Source organism: Leuconostoc pseudomesenteroides KCTC 3652 (assembly GCF_014634745.1).
Lineage (GTDB): Bacteria > Bacillota > Bacilli > Lactobacillales > Lactobacillaceae > Leuconostoc > Leuconostoc pseudomesenteroides.
The window spans coordinates 292,127-313,251 of the sequence record NZ_BMBP01000002.1; the positions used below are offsets into that span (position 1 = coordinate 292,127).

21 protein-coding genes are annotated in these 21,125 nt (G+C 39.9%); 6 read left to right on the forward strand and 15 right to left on the reverse strand.

Features of this window, described 5'->3' with window-relative positions; genetic code table 11:
• Positions 1-212: 212 nt before the first annotated feature.
• Entirely contained in the window at positions 213-1,442 is a 1,230-nt protein-coding gene (locus IEU65_RS03800) for an MFS transporter (RefSeq protein WP_010296165.1), read from the forward strand.
• 16 nt (positions 1,443-1,458) lie between these two features.
• Here IEU65_RS03800 and IEU65_RS03805 read toward each other — a convergent pair whose 3' ends face one another.
• The 6 genes from IEU65_RS03805 to IEU65_RS03830 are packed head-to-tail and all read right to left on the reverse strand — an operon-like array spanning position 1,459 to position 7,202.
• On the reverse strand, positions 1,459-1,755 hold the full coding sequence (locus IEU65_RS03805) for a DUF7671 family protein (RefSeq protein WP_010296169.1): 297 nt from the start codon (positions 1,753-1,755) through the stop codon (positions 1,459-1,461).
• Positions 1,748-4,249 (reverse strand): carbamoyl phosphate synthase preATP-grasp domain-containing protein, encoded by a 2,502-nt coding sequence (locus IEU65_RS03810; RefSeq protein WP_010296172.1) that lies wholly within the window; start codon positions 4,247-4,249, stop codon positions 1,748-1,750. The genes IEU65_RS03805 and IEU65_RS03810 overlap by 8 nt, the downstream gene beginning before the upstream one ends.
• Positions 4,230-5,309 carry a carbamoyl phosphate synthase small subunit gene (locus IEU65_RS03815; RefSeq protein WP_010296175.1) on the reverse strand — a complete coding sequence of 360 codons (1,080 nt, stop codon included), beginning with the start codon at positions 5,307-5,309 and terminating at the stop codon, positions 4,230-4,232. Before IEU65_RS03815 ends, IEU65_RS03810 begins: the two co-directional genes overlap by 20 nt.
• A 58-nt stretch (positions 5,310-5,367) precedes the next feature.
• Positions 5,368-5,895: a bifunctional pyr operon transcriptional regulator/uracil phosphoribosyltransferase PyrR gene (gene pyrR / locus IEU65_RS03820; protein WP_004910867.1), complete on the reverse strand. Its 528-nt coding sequence runs from the start codon at positions 5,893-5,895 to the stop codon at positions 5,368-5,370.
• The gene (locus tag IEU65_RS03825) at positions 5,885-6,823 is read right to left on the reverse strand and encodes an RluA family pseudouridine synthase (protein WP_010296181.1); all 939 of its coding nucleotides are present in this window, start codon (positions 6,821-6,823) and stop codon (positions 5,885-5,887) included. Before IEU65_RS03825 ends, pyrR begins: the two co-directional genes overlap by 11 nt.
• Positions 6,813-7,202: an EbsA family protein gene (locus tag IEU65_RS03830; RefSeq protein ID WP_010296184.1), complete on the reverse strand. Its 390-nt coding sequence runs from the start codon at positions 7,200-7,202 to the stop codon at positions 6,813-6,815. The genes IEU65_RS03825 and IEU65_RS03830 overlap by 11 nt, the downstream gene beginning before the upstream one ends.
• Before the next feature lie 167 nt (positions 7,203-7,369).
• Here IEU65_RS03830 and IEU65_RS03835 point away from each other — a divergent pair, with 167 nt between their 5' ends.
• Entirely contained in the window at positions 7,370-7,753 is a 384-nt protein-coding gene (locus IEU65_RS03835) for a ribonuclease HI family protein (RefSeq protein WP_010296187.1), read from the forward strand.
• A gap of 12 nt (positions 7,754-7,765) precedes the next feature.
• Here the strand turns inward: IEU65_RS03835 and IEU65_RS03840 are convergent, their stop codons facing one another.
• The 4 genes from IEU65_RS03840 to IEU65_RS03855 all read right to left on the reverse strand — a co-directional run bounded on the left by IEU65_RS03840 (position 7,766) and on the right by IEU65_RS03855 (position 11,545).
• On the reverse strand, positions 7,766-8,371 hold the full coding sequence (locus tag IEU65_RS03840; protein ID WP_010296190.1) for a nitroreductase family protein: 606 nt from the start codon (positions 8,369-8,371) through the stop codon (positions 7,766-7,768).
• A gap of 135 nt (positions 8,372-8,506) precedes the next feature.
• The gene (locus tag IEU65_RS03845) at positions 8,507-9,037 is read right to left on the reverse strand and encodes a GNAT family N-acetyltransferase (RefSeq protein ID WP_010296195.1); all 531 of its coding nucleotides are present in this window, start codon (positions 9,035-9,037) and stop codon (positions 8,507-8,509) included.
• Between the two features lie 56 nt (positions 9,038-9,093).
• The gene (locus tag IEU65_RS03850; protein WP_031941383.1) at positions 9,094-10,296 is read right to left on the reverse strand and encodes an aminotransferase class I/II-fold pyridoxal phosphate-dependent enzyme; all 1,203 of its coding nucleotides are present in this window, start codon (positions 10,294-10,296) and stop codon (positions 9,094-9,096) included.
• Between the two features lie 115 nt (positions 10,297-10,411).
• Positions 10,412-11,545 carry a THUMP domain-containing class I SAM-dependent RNA methyltransferase gene (locus tag IEU65_RS03855; protein WP_010296201.1) on the reverse strand — a complete coding sequence of 378 codons (1,134 nt, stop codon included), beginning with the start codon at positions 11,543-11,545 and terminating at the stop codon, positions 10,412-10,414.
• A 22-nt stretch (positions 11,546-11,567) separates the two neighbouring features.
• On the opposite strand from IEU65_RS03855, the gene IEU65_RS03860 reads away from it, so the two are divergent.
• On the forward strand, positions 11,568-11,846 hold the full coding sequence (locus tag IEU65_RS03860) for a hypothetical protein (protein ID WP_228934170.1): 279 nt from the start codon (positions 11,568-11,570) through the stop codon (positions 11,844-11,846).
• On the opposite strand, the gene IEU65_RS03865 is transcribed toward IEU65_RS03860, so the two are convergent.
• From IEU65_RS03865 to IEU65_RS03885, 5 genes are all read right to left on the reverse strand, one after another.
• A complete protein-coding gene (locus IEU65_RS03865) occupies positions 11,847-12,482 on the reverse strand; it encodes a DnaD domain protein (protein WP_010296207.1) in 636 nt (211 codons plus the stop codon).
• Positions 12,483-12,573: 91 nt separating this feature from the next.
• Positions 12,574-13,881, reverse strand: coding sequence for an asparagine--tRNA ligase (gene asnS, locus IEU65_RS03870; protein ID WP_010296211.1), 1,308 nt, complete (start codon positions 13,879-13,881; stop codon positions 12,574-12,576).
• Positions 13,882-13,888: 7 nt separating this feature from the next.
• Positions 13,889-15,079 (reverse strand): pyridoxal phosphate-dependent aminotransferase, encoded by a 1,191-nt coding sequence (locus IEU65_RS03875; protein WP_010296213.1) that lies wholly within the window; start codon positions 15,077-15,079, stop codon positions 13,889-13,891.
• A gap of 14 nt (positions 15,080-15,093) precedes the next feature.
• Positions 15,094-15,621, reverse strand: a complete 528-nt coding sequence (locus IEU65_RS03880; protein ID WP_010296216.1) for a hypothetical protein — start codon at positions 15,619-15,621, stop codon at positions 15,094-15,096.
• Positions 15,622-15,687: 66 nt separating this feature from the next.
• Entirely contained in the window at positions 15,688-18,081 is a 2,394-nt protein-coding gene (locus tag IEU65_RS03885) for an exonuclease domain-containing protein (RefSeq protein WP_010296219.1), read from the reverse strand.
• 155 nt (positions 18,082-18,236) lie between these two features.
• Between IEU65_RS03885 and mvk the strand changes: the two genes are divergently transcribed.
• From mvk to IEU65_RS03900, 3 genes are read left to right on the forward strand one after another with little or no spacing between them, the layout of a single operon-like run.
• Positions 18,237-19,169: a mevalonate kinase gene (gene mvk / locus IEU65_RS03890; RefSeq protein ID WP_010296222.1), complete on the forward strand. Its 933-nt coding sequence runs from the start codon at positions 18,237-18,239 to the stop codon at positions 19,167-19,169.
• Positions 19,151-20,113: a diphosphomevalonate decarboxylase gene (mvaD, locus tag IEU65_RS03895; protein ID WP_010296227.1), complete on the forward strand. Its 963-nt coding sequence runs from the start codon at positions 19,151-19,153 to the stop codon at positions 20,111-20,113. The genes mvk and mvaD overlap by 19 nt, the downstream gene beginning before the upstream one ends.
• The gene (locus IEU65_RS03900) at positions 20,106-21,125 is read left to right on the forward strand and encodes a phosphomevalonate kinase (RefSeq protein WP_010296231.1); all 1,020 of its coding nucleotides are present in this window, start codon (positions 20,106-20,108) and stop codon (positions 21,123-21,125) included. The genes mvaD and IEU65_RS03900 overlap by 8 nt, the downstream gene beginning before the upstream one ends.

The following is a 21,125-nucleotide window of genomic DNA, read 5'->3' on the forward strand; positions in this document are numbered from 1 at the left end:
AATCAAAATTTAATCTATTCACAAGTCAAGGTTTAAAATGTGCACATTTTAACATTTAGGGATAGAATGGAATAATAGTTTATATCATTTTATAACACACTAAGTTAAGGAGGTCGCGTATCGATGATGTTACGTCTAAGGTTCACCCTTAACAACACATCGTTTTTAATAGTATTAATCGCTTAAATTTACTATTAATTCGCGTAATATTTATGTCTGAAAATTCTGAAAGTAATCTTTGGAAGCGTAATGTTTTTGTTCTCTGGTTTGGCGTCTTCATGACCGGAATCGCATTAAGTGAAGTAATGCCGTTTTTAGCATTATATATTGACACTTTAGGTGATTTTAGCAAAAATGAACTCACGTTTTATTCAGGTGCTGTTTTTGCTATAACGTTCTTGGTCACTGCAATCGTGTCACCATTTTGGGGAAAATTAGCAGATCGTAAAGGTCGAAAACTAATGATGCTACGAGCTGCGTTAGGAATGGCAATTGTACTATTTCTGATGGGATATGTCAGCAATGTTTGGGAACTATTCGCTTTAAGAGCATTACAAGGGGCCATGGGCGGTTTTGTATCTAACTCAAATGCTTTAATTGCCACCCAAACGCCCAAAGAGCATGCTGGTCACGCTTTAGGTATTTTGGTCACTGGTATGACAGCCGGCAATCTACTCGGGCCATTGTTCGGTGGTACACTAGCTTCACTTGTCTCCTATCGAATGTCATTTCACATCACGGGTGTGATTTTATTTCTGGTTTTCCTGTTGACGCTATTTTTAGTTAAGGAAGAACCTGTTAAAATATCACCTCGAACCGCTCGTGCTTCCACAGCACAACTCTGGCAAGCTGTTCCAAATAAACAACTTATTCTAGGTTTATTCATCACGACCATGTTAGTACAAACTGTGAATACGTCAATTAATCCCATCGTGAGTTTGTTTGTCCGTGAATTAACGCATAACGCTTCTAATACGACGTTCATCGCTGGTGTAGTCGCTGCCATGCCTGGTATTGCAACGGTTATAGCCGCCCCACAATTTGGAAAAATTGGAGATCGTGTTGGTACTGACCGCATGATTAAAATCGGGTTCATGATTGCCGTTGTTGCGTTTGTACCAACGGCATTCGTCACTAGTATTTTCATGCTAATGGTCTTTAGATTTATTGTCGGTATAAGCGATGCGACCATGTTACCTGCCGTGCAAACCATGTTAACTAAAAATTCGCCAATGGCCATGACTAGCCGAATTTTTAGTTATAATCAGAGTTTTCAAGCTGTTGGTAGTGTGATGGGACCTATGTTTGGCGCCTTGATTGCTAGTATGTTTGATTACCGAGGCATTTTTATCTTCAGTGCGCTACTAATTGTTCTCAATGCCATTTTATTTAACTTTAACGTCAAATCGCTCAAAAAAGATGAGAGTGCAACAAAAGCCTAAACATGTCATCTCATGTTTAGGCTTTTTTATATGGTAATAACAAATCATTATCAACAGTTTCGGATGTCCATCGTTGCATTGGCGTGTAGGCATGGCGTTGATTAAAAGGCAAGTTTTCCACTGCTATCACAGCAATAGTTTGGTTATTTTCAGTCAAAAAAACTTGTCCAAAGCTAACGTACTTACCTTTTGTATGCTTACCTGTTCGCCAAATATTTGGCTTGGCGTCCTTTTTTGGCACGTATCGTCCAGAAGCATTTTGTTCAACTATAATACCGGTGTACAGATATGTTTCATATTTTGATTTATTCATCGTATTTAATGCCTACCCCAATTTCAAATCGCGTACCATCAATTGTTTGTGTCGGCTGTAAGTGTAAAGCATAATTAATATCTGAAGCAATCATAGCAACATCTGCCTGCAAAATTAATTTATTCACATTTACTAATAGTTCATTGTCCTGTAACGTCATTCTTGACAACAAAGCTCTCACTGTCATACGCAACCACTGCACTTGCATCACTTTACTCATAAACGCAACTTGGCCAAATGGCATTGGTCGCAACCACGTATCATGTGATATATCGGGCACATCAACATGCTTGACCCATTCTGACGTATCTTGATACCAAATCACTTGATAAACACCAGGATTTTCTAAGTGTGTTTGTGCTAGCTGAATTGGCAGTTGTGCAATTTCTGGTACAATACGAAGCTCACCAGTCATGTGTTGTGTAATATTGATTGGATAAATGTTGTGCCCATCAGAAAAGACATTGAGAGCAAATTCTGTTTCAGTATCATCTGGACCATTCGGCACATGTTTTTCTTTTGGCAAAATTAAGACATTTTGCTTTAAATCAGTTAAAGCATCAATCAGTTTACGTCGATTACCAGGTACAATGATAGCAATTGGTTTTTCAAGCGCCACTACTTTCATGACATCTGATATCTCTAAGGGTTCCAGATACTGCTTGTCGGCCAAATTTTGTAGTAAGGTAGCATCACTTGCATTATTATTCATAATTACGGTGTGATATTGTAAACGTCTTAATTCCGACAAAACAATCGTGGTTGCATAACCACCAGCGGCTGCATCGCCCATTCGGAATGCACCACTACCAATAACTAAGACAGTATCGTCACTCACCGGCAATGATTCATTTTCCTCTTCGTAAGTTGCATAATATTGTCTAGCGTTTTCTGGAAATTCACCAGCAGATGGTTCTAATGCTTTAAAAGTTGGTTCAATATGATTTTCGTGTGCCAATGTTGCGATATTTTTGAAATTAGTCTGCCAGAATCGTGCTAACAAGCCGTCTGACAAACCATACTTTTTTGCACGGCGCAACGCTTCAACACTGTCAGCTTGTTGTTCCACCTCTAATTCTAACTTTAATAAATGACCCAGTTGGTAGAAAAAGAATTCGTCAATATTAGTTAATTCAGCTAATTCATCAATTTCATAACCACGCTTAATCGCTTCAACTAGAAGCAACACGCGATTGTCTTCTGGATGAATTAATTGTTGAATCAACGCATCATCCGAACTATGGCTCATATTGGTTGGTGAAAAACTCGCATTATTAAAATGGGCTGAACGAATTGCTTTTTCAAGTGCTTCGATAAATGTACGCCCAAAGCCAATTGTCGATCCAACAGATTTCTGAATACTATTGAGTTGACGATTAACTGAAACGCCTGCTTGCTCCAATTCACCGAAGGGAAAAATTGGTAATTTGACAGTGACGTGATCCATCATCGGTTCCATCATTGCCATTTTTTTGCCAAAATCATGGGATAAAACAATTTCTTCAAGGGCAACACCCATCGCCAAATTAATTGCAACCAACATGACAGGGTAACCTGTAACCAGCGCCATACGACTGGCCATTTGATCAATATATGGTGATATCTTGATAATATAGATAGTATTCGTCAAATCATCAACTGCAAATTGGACATGCAATACACCTCTTAAGTCTAATAAATCAGCAACCTGAAAGGCATAAAATCTCATTTTTTCTAAAATTTGATCTGAAAGTGTTAGTGTCGGCGATACACTCAAGGAGTCAGCAGTATGGATTCCTATGGGATCCATGTCCTCGCTAGCACCGATTTGCATTTTATTGCCTCGAAAATCTCGCAATACTTCAAGACTGACTTCTTTCATACCGTTAATAGCTCTGGAAATCACGATTTCTTGTGTCATCGACTGACTTTTAGCACTATTCACAGCTGTTTCAAATTCGTCTAATCGTTCAACAATTTGACGCGTATTTGCCTGATTTGGGTGCAAAGCCCGCACCATTAAAGGTAACTTAATTTCACGTAGTAGTTCATTAGCATCTTCTTGTGCCTTAGCAACATGGTTCGTAATAACCGGTAATCCAGCATCAGCCATCATACTTGTCAAAACGGCCACGTTGTTAACACGCAATAGCATGTCAATAGTTAATCCTAGCGTTTGCGGTACCGGACCATCGCCGTGTGACCATGCCTGAACCGTTTGCGACCACAAACGTAACGCACGTTCACCACCAAATAGTGGCAAAACAGTATCGATTTGATACTGTTTAATAACAGCCTTAATATTTTCAACCGTTAGTGGTTGCCAAATAGCCGTTGCTGCTAAACTTTCCAACGATAATGAGTAAGGATTCTCGTCAATCAAGTAGACATTAACACCATGACCACGAAGTTCAGGCATCACTTGATAAATGGCTGCATCGTATTCTGCTTCACGACCAAAATCGTTAGCACCTGCGCCGATAAATAATACATTGTTAGCTGTGATGTTCGACATAGTCCTCTACCGTTTCAAAAAAATCTGCAAAAACTGCTGTAGCTTCTAATGGTCCTGGCGCAGCATCAGGGAAAAACTGTACACTAAAAGCCGGATATTCACGGTGCCGCAAGCCTTGCACAGCACCATCTACCAAATCCCGATAAGTGACAAATAACTTTTTGCGATCAATTGAGTCATTGTCAACAGCATAACCTTGCCCTTGCATCGCAAAGAAAATCTGTCTCGAAATAATTTCTTGTATTGGATGATTCATACCATGATGTTCCGACGATAGCGGTGCTAAAGTAGCATCATTGGCTAGTGCAAATAACTCATGCCCTAATCCAATACCTAGTAATGGCGCCTTCGTTTGCAAAACACGAATTAATGTTAATACACTATCTGGTAATGAACGTGGGTCACCAGGTCCTGTCGACAGAATGATCCCGTCAGGATCCAGCGTGAGTACCTCATCTACACTTGTTGTGTAAGGTAATACGGAAACATTGGCATCATAATCGCCTAACATTCGCAATATACCATGTTTTAATCCAAAATCGATGACAACAATATGCCGTCCACGCCCTGGATTAGCATAAGGCTTTAGTGTTGCCGTATTTTGCACCTGCTTGTTCGTCAAGACCGTGGCAACTAATTGATCAACAGCATGATCGTCCGCAAAATCAACGATTGTAGCCTTTTGTGGGCCAGTTTCTCGCAAATGACGAATCAATTTTCGTGTATCTACTTGATACAATCCGGGCACGTTATGTTGCTTCAAAAAACGGTCTAAATTCATACGCCGTTGTCGATTAACAGAAACTTCTGCCAAATCGTGGACAATCATTCCCCTGATGGCTGGTTTGACAGACTCATAAGCCTCAGCATGAATCCCTGCCGCACCAATAACAGGCATAGCAAATACAATCATTTGCCCATCATATATTGGATCTGTAATAATTTCTTGATAACCGGTCATGGCAGTATGAAAGATGATTTCACCAAACGTAGTAGCAGGCGCACCAAAACCAAGACCTTCAAAAACAGTCCCGTCTTCTAAGATTAAATGTCTTTTCATAAATACCACACTCCAAAGTTATCATGGCTACACATCAAGATAACCAACAAATTTTGATTTAGTGAACAATTTCCACGGCGTCCTTGCCATCAATTTCCTGTACAAATACCTTGATTTTTTCGTTCTGAGCTGTTGGAATATTTTTCCCAACAAAATCGGCTCGAATTGGCAATTCTCGGTGACCACGATCCACTAAAACAGCTAAAGCAATTGTTTTCGGACGACCAATATGAATTAAAGCGTCCAATGCTGCACGAATTGTTCGACCAGTAAACAGTACATCATCAATCAACACAATATTTTTTTCAGAAATGTTTAATCGTTCAGCTTGATTTAGTCCCAAGTCATCATGATGATCTGGAATATCATCACGAAAATTAGTAATATCAATCGCCATCACTGGAATACGCACACCTTCGAGTTGTTCTAGTCGATCAGCGATACGATGAGCCAAAAACTCACCACGCGTTTTAATGCCAACTAAAACGAGGTCTTCCCCACCTTTGTTACGCTCAATAATTTCATACGTAATACGAGTTAGCGCTCTTTGCAAAGAGGCATTATCTAAAACTTCTTTATTTGCCATTGTTTTCATCCTTTCGAATAATAGGTGTTAATGTTGCTAACGCTTGATCAAAATAATCTGGGAGTACACTATCAAACGTTAACTGTTCAGCTGTCGTTGGCTGCGTTAATGACAAGGTCTTTGCATGTAATAACTGACCATTCAGTGAAACATTTGGTAACTTTTGTGCGTTCCCATAGACCGGATCACCGACAATAGGGTGCCCAATATAAGTCATGTGAACACGAATTTGATGTGTACGTCCGGTTTCTAAACGAACTTTTAGCAGTGTATAGCCGACAAACCGTTTTAAGACTTGGAAATGTGTAATTGCTTCCCTGCCGCCTTCAGTAACAGCCTGCTTTTTACGATCAACTTTATGACGTGCTAGCGGTGCCGAAATGGTGCCAGTATCTTCCTGAAATTCGCCGCGAACTAAGGCAATATAGATACGTTGATTTTTATGCGCCTTTAATTGTGCAGACAATGCTTGATGGGCGCTATCATTTTTTGCAACCATCAATAATCCACTAGTGTCACGGTCAATACGATGTACAATTCCTGGTCGAAATTCACCATTAATGGTAGACAGTGGTGAATGATACATTAATGCGTTCACCAGTGTACCTGTCGTATGACCAGCAGCCGGATGCACAACCATACCTTGTGGTTTATTAACGACTAACAAATCATCATCTTCATATACAATATCAAGCGGTATATTTTCAGCCAAAATTTCAGTGTCTTTAATTTCTGGCGGCGTAATTGTGACAACATCACCTGAAGATACTTTGTAAGATCTCTTCACCTGTGTGCCGTTGACTAAAACATTGCCTTCTAAAAGCCAATCTGACAATGTTGTTCTAGAATACGGTAACGTTTCTTTTGCCAAAACGGCATCAATGCGCCCAACCTGATCAACAATGTTAATCGTTATGTTATCTGCCATTCGTATCTTTATATCCTTTAATTTGCTCCGCGACATTGCGACTTAATAGGTATTTTCTTTTACGGTCTGCACGTTCAAAAGACAAAATACGTCCCTTTATTTGCCAATTATCAATGTCTTCTAACTTAACTTTTTCGTATTCAGCCATTAAGATACGCCCCAAGAAAATTTGCGAGCCGGCCAAATAAACGCGCCTTCGAATAATCATTAACAGTCCCACTACGAGGACAACTAAAATGCTAACAATGGGTAGAACATCCAGTTTGAAGCCAATTTCATTCCAAATAATGAAACTCAACATCAAAAATACACCCCACCATAACCAACTCATGAGGCCAACAGAATCAATTGGCTGAAAATAACCGCGTTTTGGTACCATGTGAAACTCTTTTCTATAAACGTATTCGTAACCTATTTTACCAGATTTTTGATATTAAAAAAATGATGACAAATAAAAGTTAGCTTTCCAGTATCAGGGTTGTGATATTTTAGAATACTGATTTCTGTTATAATGGTTGCTATAAACCATTTCAGGGGATTTTAGACATGATGACACTTTATGTTGACGCAGCGCGAAACGTCCACACTGGGCAATCAGCAGTTGGAGCGGTTTTAATCGTCAACAAGCACCAGCAACAACTCAAAAGCGACTTACCCCAAAGCGCTGATAATCATGAAGCCGAGTTCATGGGGCTTATCTGGGGCATCAAACAGTTACCAATGATTGATAATTTACAGATTTATACCGATTCAAAAATTGTCGCTGACGCTATTCAAAAAAAATATGCCAAACACTACCAATCTTATGTCGATCGAATTATAAGCCTATTATCTGAATTCCCTTTGGTCTTAATTAGTTGGATACCCGAAAAACAAAATCATGGTGCACACCAGCTCGCAATGCAGGCGTTAAAAAAAACGAACCGCTAAGCAGTTCGTTTTTTACTTACTATAATATTTAAATCGTTCATCGTCACCAACGAAATCTTTGTTAGCGGCCGGTGCTTCAATAGATCCAAACACTAATTGCGCACGTAAACGCCATGTACTTGGAACGTCAAAAGCTTCGGCAACTTCTTCGTCAATCAACGGATTATAATGCTGTAAAGAAGCACCTAAACCAGCTTCTGTTAATGCTAACCAAGTAGCGTATTCCGCAATACCATGCCCTTGTTCAGACCAATCCTGAAAGTTTTCTGCGTATAATGGTACATTTTCTTCAAAAGACTTAACGATTGCAGTATCTGTGAAAAATAATACGGTTCCGAATCCAGCCTTAAAGCTTGCATTAATTTTGGCTAAAGTTGCTTGATAGGCCGTTTCATCGGGTACTTCTTGTTTTAAACGCTTAGCAACAATATCCCAGAGCTTTTCGTGAGCATCACCCGTCAACACAATACTACGTACTGTTTGGTTATTGAAGGCAGTCGGTGCATAACGAACTGCTGATTTTACCAGTTCAAATAATGCTTCTGGTGTTTGCTGAACATTTTGACCCAGCGCGTAAATTGTTCGGCGTTGCTGTTGTAATTCCGTAAATGATGTCATGTGTTGACCCCTTATCAAATTAGTATGCTCTTATTATATCCGCTTATTTTAAGTAAGTAAATAGCAAAACAAAAGTTTTTTTAATTTTAAAAGTGCTACACGTATCAAAACGTGTAGCACTTTTATAGTTAATCATCATGCCAAAATGAGTTGATAAGCCCATCGTTCGCCGTTAATTTCTTTTCCCTCATTAATATAGACAACGCCTCGTTTTTCAAAACCATTGCCAGTAATAACTGACTGCATCGGATGATTTTCTGGATGCGTATCAATTCTCACATCGAATTGATTTTTGTGATAGCATAACGTCAAAATAGCTGTCATAAAACGTTGCGCCAACTTTTGCCCACGAAAACCATCTGAGATAGCAAAGCGATGAACGCTGATATACTCATCAGTATCAGATAGCCACTGACCTTCTGTGATTGCTTCATATACTGGATCTGCCCCTGCAATTAATGCTGTGTACCCAGCTACTTCACTACCCACAACCAAAACATAGCCACGATTTAATGCGATATCTGTTGCAACGGTTTCTTCATTGGGATAGCCAGATTGCCATTGTGGCAGACCTTGTGCTTTGAGAAAATGACGTGCGCCGTCAATAATAGTTGTAATCTCTTTTAAATCCGTTTTGATGGCCGGACGCATGTAAACTGTTGTCATAGTCATATCCTTTTAGTTATAATTATTCCATTTTATCATAACTTCCACAGATAAAACTAACCTATTCTGGTGGCACTATTATTTTCACAATATGACGATAGCCGCGCCATGGCATCTGTGAGCATTGCCATTGAAGCTGCATAACTCAAGCGAATATAGCCTTCACCACCAGGACCAAAACCTGATCCGGGTACTACTGCTAATTTTTCTTGATCGACTAAATCATAAGCAAAAGCAACATCGTCTTGATTCAAATTTTCAGGAATTTTAGCAAAAATGTAGAAAGCACCGCTTGGTGTCGCCATTTCAAAACCAAGCGCCGTCATTTTAGAGACCAACAAATCACGCCGTTCACGGTAAGCATTTTTCATTTTTTCGGTATCACTTGCACTCAAACTACTATCAAATGCCTCCGTTGCTGCTGCCATAGCTGGATTGGATGGTGTCATGATAATAAAACTATGGACCATGTTGACTGGAGTGATTAGTGCAGCCGGCCCAGCAATAATGCCAATCCGATAGCCCGTCATTGCGTGAGATTTTGACACGCCATTAATCACTAACGTTTGGTCAGGTAAAAATGTTGCCATTGAAACATGCTGATCATCATAGCGCAGTTCACTATAAATTTCATCTGAGATGACCAATACGTCTGTACCACGCAAAACATCAGCAAGATCCGACAAGGCTTCTGCAGAATAAGTCACGCCTGTGGGATTTGAAGGATTAGTCAAAATAAGCGCCTTGACATGCGTATGATTCGCCAAAATAGCGCGTAGATGATCAGGCGTTAATATAAAATTATCCTGCGATATATCAACCAGAAGCGGATTACCTTTGTTGAGCCTTGTCATAGCAGCATAGACGGGATAAGCTGGCGTCGGAATAATAACTTCATCATTTTCATCTAAAATAGCAGACAAAATGGCATACAGTCCTTCAGTAGCTCCAATTGTTGTTAAAATTTCGGTGTCAGCGTCATAATGAAGATCGTATCGATCAGCTAAAAAATGACTAGCCGCCTGACGCAGCTGTTTTGTCCCAGCAGAAACAGAATAATGAGAGTCATCTGCCAAAATAGCTGCCACCGCGGCTTGCTTGATGTGCTCTGGCACTGAAAAATCTGGTTCACCAATCGTCAGCTTCAGAATATTTGGTAAATCGCTCACTTTTTCATCAAACGCATGAATCGGACTTGGCTTGACATCTGAAAGCACGCTGGCAAATAGGTTGTTAGCTTCAATATTTTTTTCAATCATTAACATTATCCTCATTTCATTATTAATTTATTTTAACAATGAGATGATAGCACGTCATGACAACTATGAACAAAAATAAAAACAACGATTATACATTGTGCACAATCATTGTTTTTTATTTCACACGTTTACCCCAGTATTGGAAATAGTCAACGCGTAAAGCACCATTATATAACTTGCGACGCTTGGTTGCCTTCTCGCCGTAACTTTGTTCAAATTCAAGATCACTTGTCAAAATATACTTGCTCCAACTTGGTAATTGGCGATAAACGTCACCCATTTGTTGATACAGTTCTCGAGCAGCATCTAATTCTCCCAAACGTTCGCCATAAGGCGGATTGGCAACTAAAACGCCATTAATTTTGTCAGTTGTCCAATCCTTAGCGGCTAATTGTTTGAAGGTAATGTCATGTCCAAGTCCAGCATGCTTCGCGTTTTCAGTGGCAATTGCCACCATGTTTTCATCAATGTCAAAACCTTCAATATCTAGCGTTCTGTCGTAATCTGCCTGTTCTTCGGCATCATCACGTACACTATCTGACAGAGACTTATCAAACCAATCCATTTGCTCGACGTCAAAATCACGAATTAAGCCAGGAGCAATATTGCGTCCAATCAATGCAGCTTCAATTGCAATTGTACCTGACCCAGTAGTTGGATCAACAAATGGTCGATCTGGGTGCCAATTAGTCAACAAAACTAATGCAGCAGCAAAGTTTTCTTTTAGTGGGGCGCCACCCTTATTCACACGATATCCTCGCTTGAATAATGATTCACCAGTCGTATCCAACGTCACAATCACATGATCTTTGTCAATCATCACTTCTAATTGTGCAAAATAGCCATTTTCAGGTAAACGTGTTCTGATGTGGTAAGCATCCTGCAAACGATTCACAATCGCCTTTTTAGTGATAGCCTGCACATCTGGTACACTAAATAACTCTGATTTTTTTGAACGGCCGGCCACAGGAAACTCAGAATCATAATTGAGATAGTCTTCCCAAGGCAATGCTTTAACATTTTCAAATAAATCGTCAAATGTCGTGGCATCAAATTCACCCACGATAATTTTAATCCGATCTGCAGTACGCAACCAGATATTGGTATTTAAAATATCACGCTGCGTGCCATCAAACCTGACACGATAATTCTCCACTTGGTGATCATACCCCAAACGTTCTAATTCTTTACCAACCAGTGATTCTAGACCAGCGGCTGCAGTCGCCATTAAATGATATGTTTTTTCCATGATTTTCCTTTATAATGAATTTATGAAATTATCAGACTTAGAAGATTTAACACGCTATATGTCACCAAAAACGCGTTTATTATGGGAAAACGATGCTAATCGTTTCCCCATCACAACATTAGCTTACGCCGATGATACGCATCATGAGGTGTTATTTGTTTTGGGTAATAAGTCCATGACTTTGGGACAACTATTTTCACGTTTAAAAAATTCGTCATTTCGTACTACTTTATTAGCACCAAATAAACAACCGATATTTGGTTTTCACTTGGATGACCAGTATCAAATCATCTTTAAATAATTAATCAATAAAATTAGTGTATGTGACACCACGACGCCTTTGTTTTGCGACTTCAGCTGCTTGAGGTGTCGTGATATTGTCACGTTGCCAATTAGTCAATATGGTCTCAATATAGCGCAAACTCCGCGCATTGTTTGCGACGGCTTCTTGAATAGCAAGCATCATCATCACTGGCTCGAAATGATCTTGGTCAAACCAATGACTAATCGTCTGCATTTCCATTGGTGATAGTGGCCTACCAAACTCCGACTCCAGTGTCTGCATGATTTGTCGGCGGGTGCTTTTACCATCTGATAGCAATTCACTGTGTTCAACAATTGTGCCGCCCAATAACTTATCAAATAGCGGCGTAAAATCGTAGACTTCAGTTTTAATAGCGCCACCTTTTACTTGCATCAATTCGCGCTTAATCAAACTTTGCAAACGTTGGATTACCACTTTTTCAGTGGTATGCATAATCTGCGCCACAGCAACCGGTGTCGCTTGATCACCACGATCTTGAATTCTCTGAACTTGAAGATATAGTACGAGATCGTCATTATCCAAACCAATGTCTTGATAATGTAGCAATAATTCATTGCTAATGCTGCTGTTACCAGCTTGAATATACTGTTGTAGTCTTTGCTCTAACGTCATATTCCCTCTGTTTTAAAAACGTCCAAGATATTCTTGGACGTTTCTTTTTCAACAATAGTGTACCATAATTATACACTATCGAAATCATCTTTTATGGTCTCAGACGATTTGTCATACGTGGGAAAGGAATTGCTTCACGAATATGTTCCTCACCAGTAACAAATGTGACCATACGTTCCAGCCCAAGTCCAAAACCAGAATGTGGGACCGAACCGTAGCGACGCAAATCCAAATACCATTCATATTCAGACATATCTAGCCCTTGTTCTTCAATGCGAGCTTTTAATGTGTCGTAGTCATCTTCACGTTCAGAGCCACCAATAATTTCACCATATCCTTCAGGCGCTAACAAATCAGCAGAAATCACCACATCATCACGCGTTGGGTGCTTTTTCATATAGAATGCTTTAATTGCTTTTGGATAATTAATGATGAACACCGGTTTGGCGAAGTGATTAGCCAAAAATGTTTCCTCAGGTGAACCAAAATCAACACCCCACTCAACATCAAAGCCATTATCTTGCAAAAGCTTAATTGCGTCATCGTAACTTACACGAGGATAAGGTAGTTGCGTGTAGGAACGCAAAACGTCCTTATCACGTTCAAGAATATCCAATTCTTGCTCATTTCTCTCAAGTACTTTTGAAATCAAGAAAGCAATATACCGTTCTTGGAATACCAAACTTTCTTCTTGGTGCATAAACGCCATTTCTGGCTCAATCATCCAAAACTCAGTCAAATGGCGACGTGTTTTTGACTTTTCTGCACGAAAAGCTGGACCAAAAGTAAAGACCTTACCAAATGCCATTGCGCCAGCTTCCGCATACAATTGACCAGTTTGTGCCAAAAAGGCTGATTCACCAAAGTAATCTGTCTCAAATAATTCAGTTGTCCCTTCGGCAGCAGAACCTGTCAAAAATGGCGCATCTAATTTTGTAAACCCTTCTTGATTCATGAATTCATAAGAAGCCGCAATCAATGTGTTGCGTATTTTTAACGTTGCGAATGGCTTTAAATGACGCAAGTACAGGTGCCGTTCATCAAACAGAAAATCCGTACCATGCTCTTTTGGCGTAATCGGATAATCATGACTTTCACCGATCACTTCAAGATCAGAAACAGCCATTTCATAGCCAAATGACGACCGTGAATCTTCATGAATTTCTCCAATCACGTACAGGCTTGTTTCTTGCTTTAAACTCTTTGCTTTTTCAAAAACAGCTTCTGATACATCTGCTTTTGCAACAACACCTTGGAAAAAAGCGGTTCCATCACGCAGTTGCAAAAATGCAATTTTGCCGCTACCTCTTTTTTGGCGCAACCAAGCCCCGATTTTAACGGTCTTGCCAACATAGTTTTTGGCATCAATAATTTGAATTGTTGGAATTTTTTCAGTCATCTGTCTCTTATGCTTTCATATATTTTTTAAAGAAATCGCTTAATCTATTTATTGCTTCATCCAAGGTGGCTTGGTCTTTAGCATAGCTCAAACGGAAATATCCAGGCATACCAAATCCTTCTCCAGCGGGTACCGCAACGTGTGCTTCCTGCAAAATTTTGGTAGATAATTCGGTCGTATTAGCAACACCAACAGCCAATAGGGCTTCTGCGTCAACTTTGGGAAACAAATAAAACGCGCCCTGAGGCTTCACGTCAACATGCAAACCCGGTACACAATTTAGTGCATCAAAGGTCTTGTTTAATCGTTCTTCAAATGCCTGTCGCATCGTTTCAACCGTTGCTTGATCACCATTGAGTGCTTCAATAGCGGCATATTGTGCAGCCGCCGTGGGATTTGATGTCAAATGTCCAAGCAATTTATTCATCGCTTGAATAATTTTAGGCTGCGCAATTGTCCAACCAATTCGCCACCCCGTCATTGCATATGCTTTTGAAACACCATCAACAATAATCATATTGGTTTTGTTAATATCTGCTAATTGAAGCCCAGAGGTAAATGTCACACCGTTATATACTAATTGGCCATATATCTCATCTAGAATAATAAATACATCATTTTTTGAACCCCAATCAAGAATATGTTGAATTTCTTCGCGAGAATAAACTTGTCCAGTTGGATTAGTTGGTGAGTTGATAATGACTGCCTTGATTGGTTCAGAAACATTCATCAAATCTGGTACCGTTAACTTTAATGCATCATTTTTAGAATGTACTTCTAATAATTTGCCACCAGCTAATTTGACTTGTTCAACATAACTCACCCATTCTGGTGCTGCTGTTACCACAACATCCCCAGGATTAAGCAAAGTTTGCATCAACACGTACAGTGATAACTTTGCACCAGTGGTAATCGTCACATTATCAGTCCCAATCCGCGCCTGATAACGCGCATATATGCGATCCACAACAGCTTGCTTTAGTGCAAGTAAACCACTTGATGGCGTGTAAAAACTTGTTTTTTCAGCTTTTATGGCGGCTATTGCTGCTTCAGCAATATTTTCAGGTGTTTGAAAGTCTGGTTCACCAACACCTAGATTAATGACATCAATACCTTGTGACTGCATTTCTTTTGCCAAAGCATTCATTGACAATGTTGGAGAGGCGGTAATAGCTGTTACTCTATCTGATAAATTCATTTAATCATCCTTAATTACATGCCCGATATGGCGCGATATACCTTACCTGTTTTAAAATCTAGGGTTAGGTAATTGAGTTTATTATTTTGTGCTTTATAACTAATTTCCCAAACTAAAACGTTTTTGTAGCGGCTAATATTAGCGCTGTATAATTTTTTAGGGTGATAAGTTTTAAGTAAAAGTGATCGTAATTGGGCATTTGACATACCTTCAGAACGACTGTATGTTTTCACTTTGTTATCTTGCACAATGGCAACTTTTTTTGTCCCATTGGCAGTTTCACCAGAAGCTGCATAGGTCGTACGGTCTCGATAATCAACTGACACTTGCGTTACGGTAACAATGTCTGATTTCTGACGAACAATTTTTTCAATTCTTGTTTCCGCTTCCCGCATGGGTGATAGCGACAAATAAAAATAGCCTAGTGTCAAAGTCCCCAGCACAATAGCAGCACCAATAATTAGAAACCAAACTCGTGCCCAATGAATGCGAGTTCGGCGGCGACGCTGGCGGATTCGAATGTCGTCCTTAAATTGCATCATGATGTTACTCCTTTATGCACATACACTTATATTGTACCAAATAAACGTCTCCCCTGACTGCGAAAATTAACGCTGATTAAAAAGTTCATGGTATTGTGCCACTAAATCATGCTCAACATTAAATGGCACTATTGCGAGCTGTTGTTTGAATCGATTACGTTGCATAGCATTTAATTGTGTTACTAGCATAGCCGATTGGTGCCGTTGCATTTGGTTTAATACGGATGCAAGTCTTGCAACTGGCTGCCATACGTCACGCTCAGGCACGATCACAATCGCTGGTAACTCTTGATCACGTTGCCACATCGTCCCAAAAATTTTTGGCGTTACAATCACAATGTTTTGACGATTTGTTTGACTTTGACGTTGGATTTTTTCTAAAGAACCAGTAACGCCTTCCGCCACAATATTATAATTCGTTGTCACCGCATATTTTATCTTTTGATACCAGTGATTCACACGCTCCTCATTAGGCACGATGACCATAATTTCACCAACATCCTCTTGGGTCATAGCCTGCAAATGCAGAATGGGCGACTTTTTTTGTAATTGTACCAATTGGACCGGCTTGCGATCATCATGAACAAAATCTCGCTCAATGGTCCAAGTATCTGGGACATCACGCAAAAAATCCGTCACACCAGTCGGCAAAAATTCACTAACTACTAATAATTTTCGAATATGTGCAACAATTTTTTTGTGGTAAATAGCGCGTTCTAACACATCGAAACTCAAAATGACCTGTGACTGACCATTTTCAGAAATCTGCTCGTTTCCACTCACCACATCGTCTTGCGTTTGAAGCCTGATAATTTTATTGAGCTGATTTTCAAGCAACTGAAATTCTTTCGGTAAATGCGCTTCTGTAAGCGAAAGCAATTGATTAATATGAGAAATCACCAAGGCTAAACGTTCAGTACGTTTCAAATTGGTCCTAGTACTGTCTGATTGTGTCAACTGTTTCAAAATTTTGAGTGCTTCACTCGTACTTTGCCTAATAAATAATCGCTGTTTATGCGTCAATCCGGTAACTTCTTGATGCGCAATACCCTTTAAATCATTTTTTAGTGCTGTCACATTAAATGACACATGAAAATACTGCCGCAAATCGTCAACAAATTGCGCTGGGGTTTCCATGACAACTAATGGCCATTTTTGAATTTGCCTTTTTTGACGTAATGATTGATCCTGCGTGAAAAAAGTTTGAAAATTCATAATCAACACATTAGCATTATCCGCATTTTGACGTGCTCTTTTGAAAAATTCTGATTGCTCATCGCCACGAATTTTTTGAATGATATCTAAATTGTGCAAGCCAATACTAATTTCTTGCAATAATCCAGTTTTCGTTTGAGTCAACCAGACTAACAACCGTGCTTTAGCAAATTGTACTTGTGATGAATCGTGAACGGCTAACGTTTTAATGAAACGTGACAAATCAATATAAGCAGAAGGATCATACAATATTGCACTACTAAATGGCACATCAAATAGAGATGATAACTTTTCTAACAAGGCTAATTGTTGCATTTGTAAACTATCATCATTTGTGAGTAACACAGTGTTTTGTTGGCTTAAAATGACCGGAATTAAATAAGCAATTGTTTTGCCCATCCGTGGCGCTGTCAAAACCGTCAATAGACCATCAGAGCGTTTTGTTAAAAAACGGTGGGTTCGATCCATTAGAAATTCTTGCGCTTCATTTTGAGTTAACCATTCACCAAATAAGGCACGCTTTTCGGTCACACTCACTGGATAGTCAATCGGTTGGATATCTTTAAGGTTTGCAGAGGAAACCTGTTGATTAATTTGCAACGCCACCTTGTCTTGAACATCAAATGGCTGGGTACTTTTAGGACGAACTAACTTTAAAAACTGCTGGGTTTGCCTTAAAAGTGGCCAATCACCAGTTTGTAATTGCTGTAATACCACAGATGGCAATTGTTCAGCACGACGCCACATTTCTAAGAAAAGTAAAGCAGTCGCATGCGCATCAGCGTTGGCGCGATGGGCATTTACTAAATTGATATCCAAATACGTTGTCAAATCTAACAGTCGATATCCCGGTGCAGTTGGCAACAAAATTTGCGCCAACTGTACAGTGTCAATTGCTGGAATCTGTAAAACGGGAAATCCAGTTCTTTCAAATTCATCATTCAAGTAGGGATAATCAAAATTAATATTGTGCGCAATAATCACGGCATCTGACAGTAAGCTCTGCAACATTGGCGCAATTTCATCAAAATATGGCGCATGTTGTACATCTTTTTGGCTAATGTGTGTCAATTGTTGAATTTGCCGATCAATCAACTGACCTGGATTTACAAAAGACTCAAAATGGTCAACAATTTTTCGTTGCCGAATAAATGTCATACCAATTTGAATAATGCGCCCGCCCTTTGCCACACTTTGTCCTGTGGTTTCAAGATCTAAAACCACAAATGTATTGTTGGCGTTCATAAAAATACCTTTCTTCGGTGTGCTCATAAGCACTTTATATTTTGTATGGCGCTGTTTACTGCATGCATTACACGCACTAAACAACGTCATTCTCTTTATATTTTACACTAAATGGCCTCGTGCGGTACAATAGTAAAGAACATCTGGAGGAAATTATGTTAAGTCAAATGAATGGCGTTGGCAAGTCCCACGCAAAAGCGATTTTGATTGGCGAACATGCCGTTGTTTATGGTGAACCTGCGATTGCAATCCCTTTGCCAAATATGACTGTTACAGCCACTCTACGTCCTGCATTTCGCGGTCAAACGATTGATGGGGCTGAATTTCACGGCGATTTAAGTGAGTTAGGAGCCAATGTCGAGGGGGCACGGCAACTGCTATTACGTCTTTTAGACAAATTCGATATGAGCACGACGCCCTTTCACCTAGCTATCGATTCAAACGTCCCTCAGGAACGCGGATTTGGTGCTTCGGCTGCTTTGGCAACAGCGATTACAAAAGCTTTTTTTGATTATTTTGATACGGATTTGAGCGAGGAAGAATTAGCCTACTTTACCAATATCGAAGAAGTGATTTCACACGGCTCACCGTCTGGATTAGATACGACGACAGTTAATGCCGATAATCCCGTTTGGTTTATTAAAAATAAAGGTATGTCTACTTTTGGTATGAATTTAACAGGTACACTGGTGTTAGCTGATACTGGTATTCACGGACAAACAGTCCATGCTATCAGTATTGTCAAAGAATTTTTATTGACAGATCACGATCGTGCTTGGGCATCAATCACACATCTTGGACAAATTGCCGAAAAAATTCGGCTTGATATTTCTGAAAATAATCCTGAACATCTCGGTATGATGTTCACTGCCGCACATCATGAACTGCAATCATTGGGAATTTCTCACCCCAAATTAGATAAGCTGGTAAACGCTGCAACGCACGCTGGCGCACTTGGCGCTAAATTGACAGGTGCCGGTATCGGTGGTGCAATGTTTGCCTTAGCCAAAAATAATAATGACGCGATTACTATTGCTAATGCGCTAACAAAAGCTGGCGCTCAAAATACATGGATTCAACCTTTATGACAGCTACTGCACACACCAATATTGCCCTCATTAAATACTGGGGGAAAAAAAATGCATTTCTTAATTTACCCACTACCAGTTCTCTCTCATTAACACTCGATCGTTTTTACACGACGACTAGTGTTTCACCCAGTGAAACTAGCACAGATACATTTGTATTAAACGAACAAGTTTGTGACGCTACGCGCGTGCACACGTTTTTAAAAATATTACGCACTCAATTAGGTGATTTTCCACCTTTACATGTTTCATCTGATAATCATGTGCCGACAAGTGCCGGTCTGGCATCTTCTGCTTCAGCATTTGCGGCTTTGACTGGTGAGGTTGTTGCCTATTTAGGACTTGATTTACCTAAAGAAACACTTTCACGATTAGCAAGACGTGGGTCTGGATCCGCTAGCCGTTCTTTTTTTGGTCACTTTGCTGTTTGGCATGAAGGCGTAGACGATGACTCGTCTTTTGCTGAAAGTTTGCACGCACCTGATATGCCGATTGCCCTCATTGTTGCAGAAGTATCTGGTCAGAGTAAAAAAGTTGGTTCGTCTGAAGGCATGATGCGCGCAATGACTTCACCCAATTATGATGATTGGGTCAAGCAGTCTGCAAATCAATTTGATGATATGACTGCTGCTGTGGCAAATGCGGATATCGAAAAAATAGGCGCCATTGCTGAAAACAATGCGTTGGCTATGCACGCGCTCAATTTGACCGCCACCCGCCAGCCATTCACCTATTTTACAGATGAAACACAATTGATTTTGTCCTTAATCAAAGACATGCGACGTCAGGGTATACTGGCCTATGCAACACTAGACGCCGGTCCAAACGTCAAAATCGTCACGACGAAAGCCCAAGCACCTGAAATTGTGGCAGCGCTTCACGATTATTTACCCCAACTCAAACTAGACGTTGCAGTTAGTGGACCTGGTATTACTTATGACTAAAATATTTGTTCCTGGAAAATTATTTTTAGCTGGCGAATATGCAATTACACAGCCTGGTAATTTAGCACTAATTGTTGCTGTCGAGACTGGACTGACAATTACAATCGAGACGGCAAGCGACAGATCGATCATAACGTCAAATGTTATAACAACGCCGCTTGTTTTTGATATTGATCGTTTATCTCATGATTATCATGATGAATGGCGTTTTGTCCGCGCTGCCATTCAGATTATGCACGATTATGTTTATCTCAATGATTTGCTTGCAGACTTTAATAACGTCCATATAACGATTTCGAGCGACCTCAATAGTGCAACCGAAAAACTAGGACTCGGTTCATCTGCAGCAGTCACTGTTGCAGTTGTCAAAGCTATCACCCAACATTTCCATTTAAAATTAGATCTACTCACACAATTTAAATTAGCAGCACTCGCACATCTGCATGTTCAACAAAATGGCTCACTAGGTGATGTTGCTGCGATTACTTTTGGTGGCGCTATTGCTTACACAAGTCCAGATTTATCGTCATTGAACGTCAATAATCACCAATGGCTGAACCCCACTTTTGTCGACAAATCATGGCCATTATTAAGCATCACCCCACTACCTTGGCCAACTGATTGGCAACTGGTTTTAGGTGCAACACATGAAAGCGCAGATACGGCTAAAGCAGTCGCTAATAATACCCTTGATTCACATTTTTTAAAAACAAGTCAAACAATTGTGCAACAAGTCATTGTTAATTTAATACAGCAAAATTATCATGAATTTGCCAAAGGGTTACATGACAACCAAGATTTGCTCACCAGTACATTACCTAACAGCTACATCACACCTAAATTAAGTTATTTACTCAGCACACTAAATCAAACGGCTGGTAAAATTAGTGGCGCTGGCTTTGGTGACAATGGTTTTGCAGTCATTAACTCACCGTCAACTATTAATGATCAATGGTTAGCTGCGGGTATCGACGTCCACATGATGAACATTGCACCACAGAATAGAGGTTAA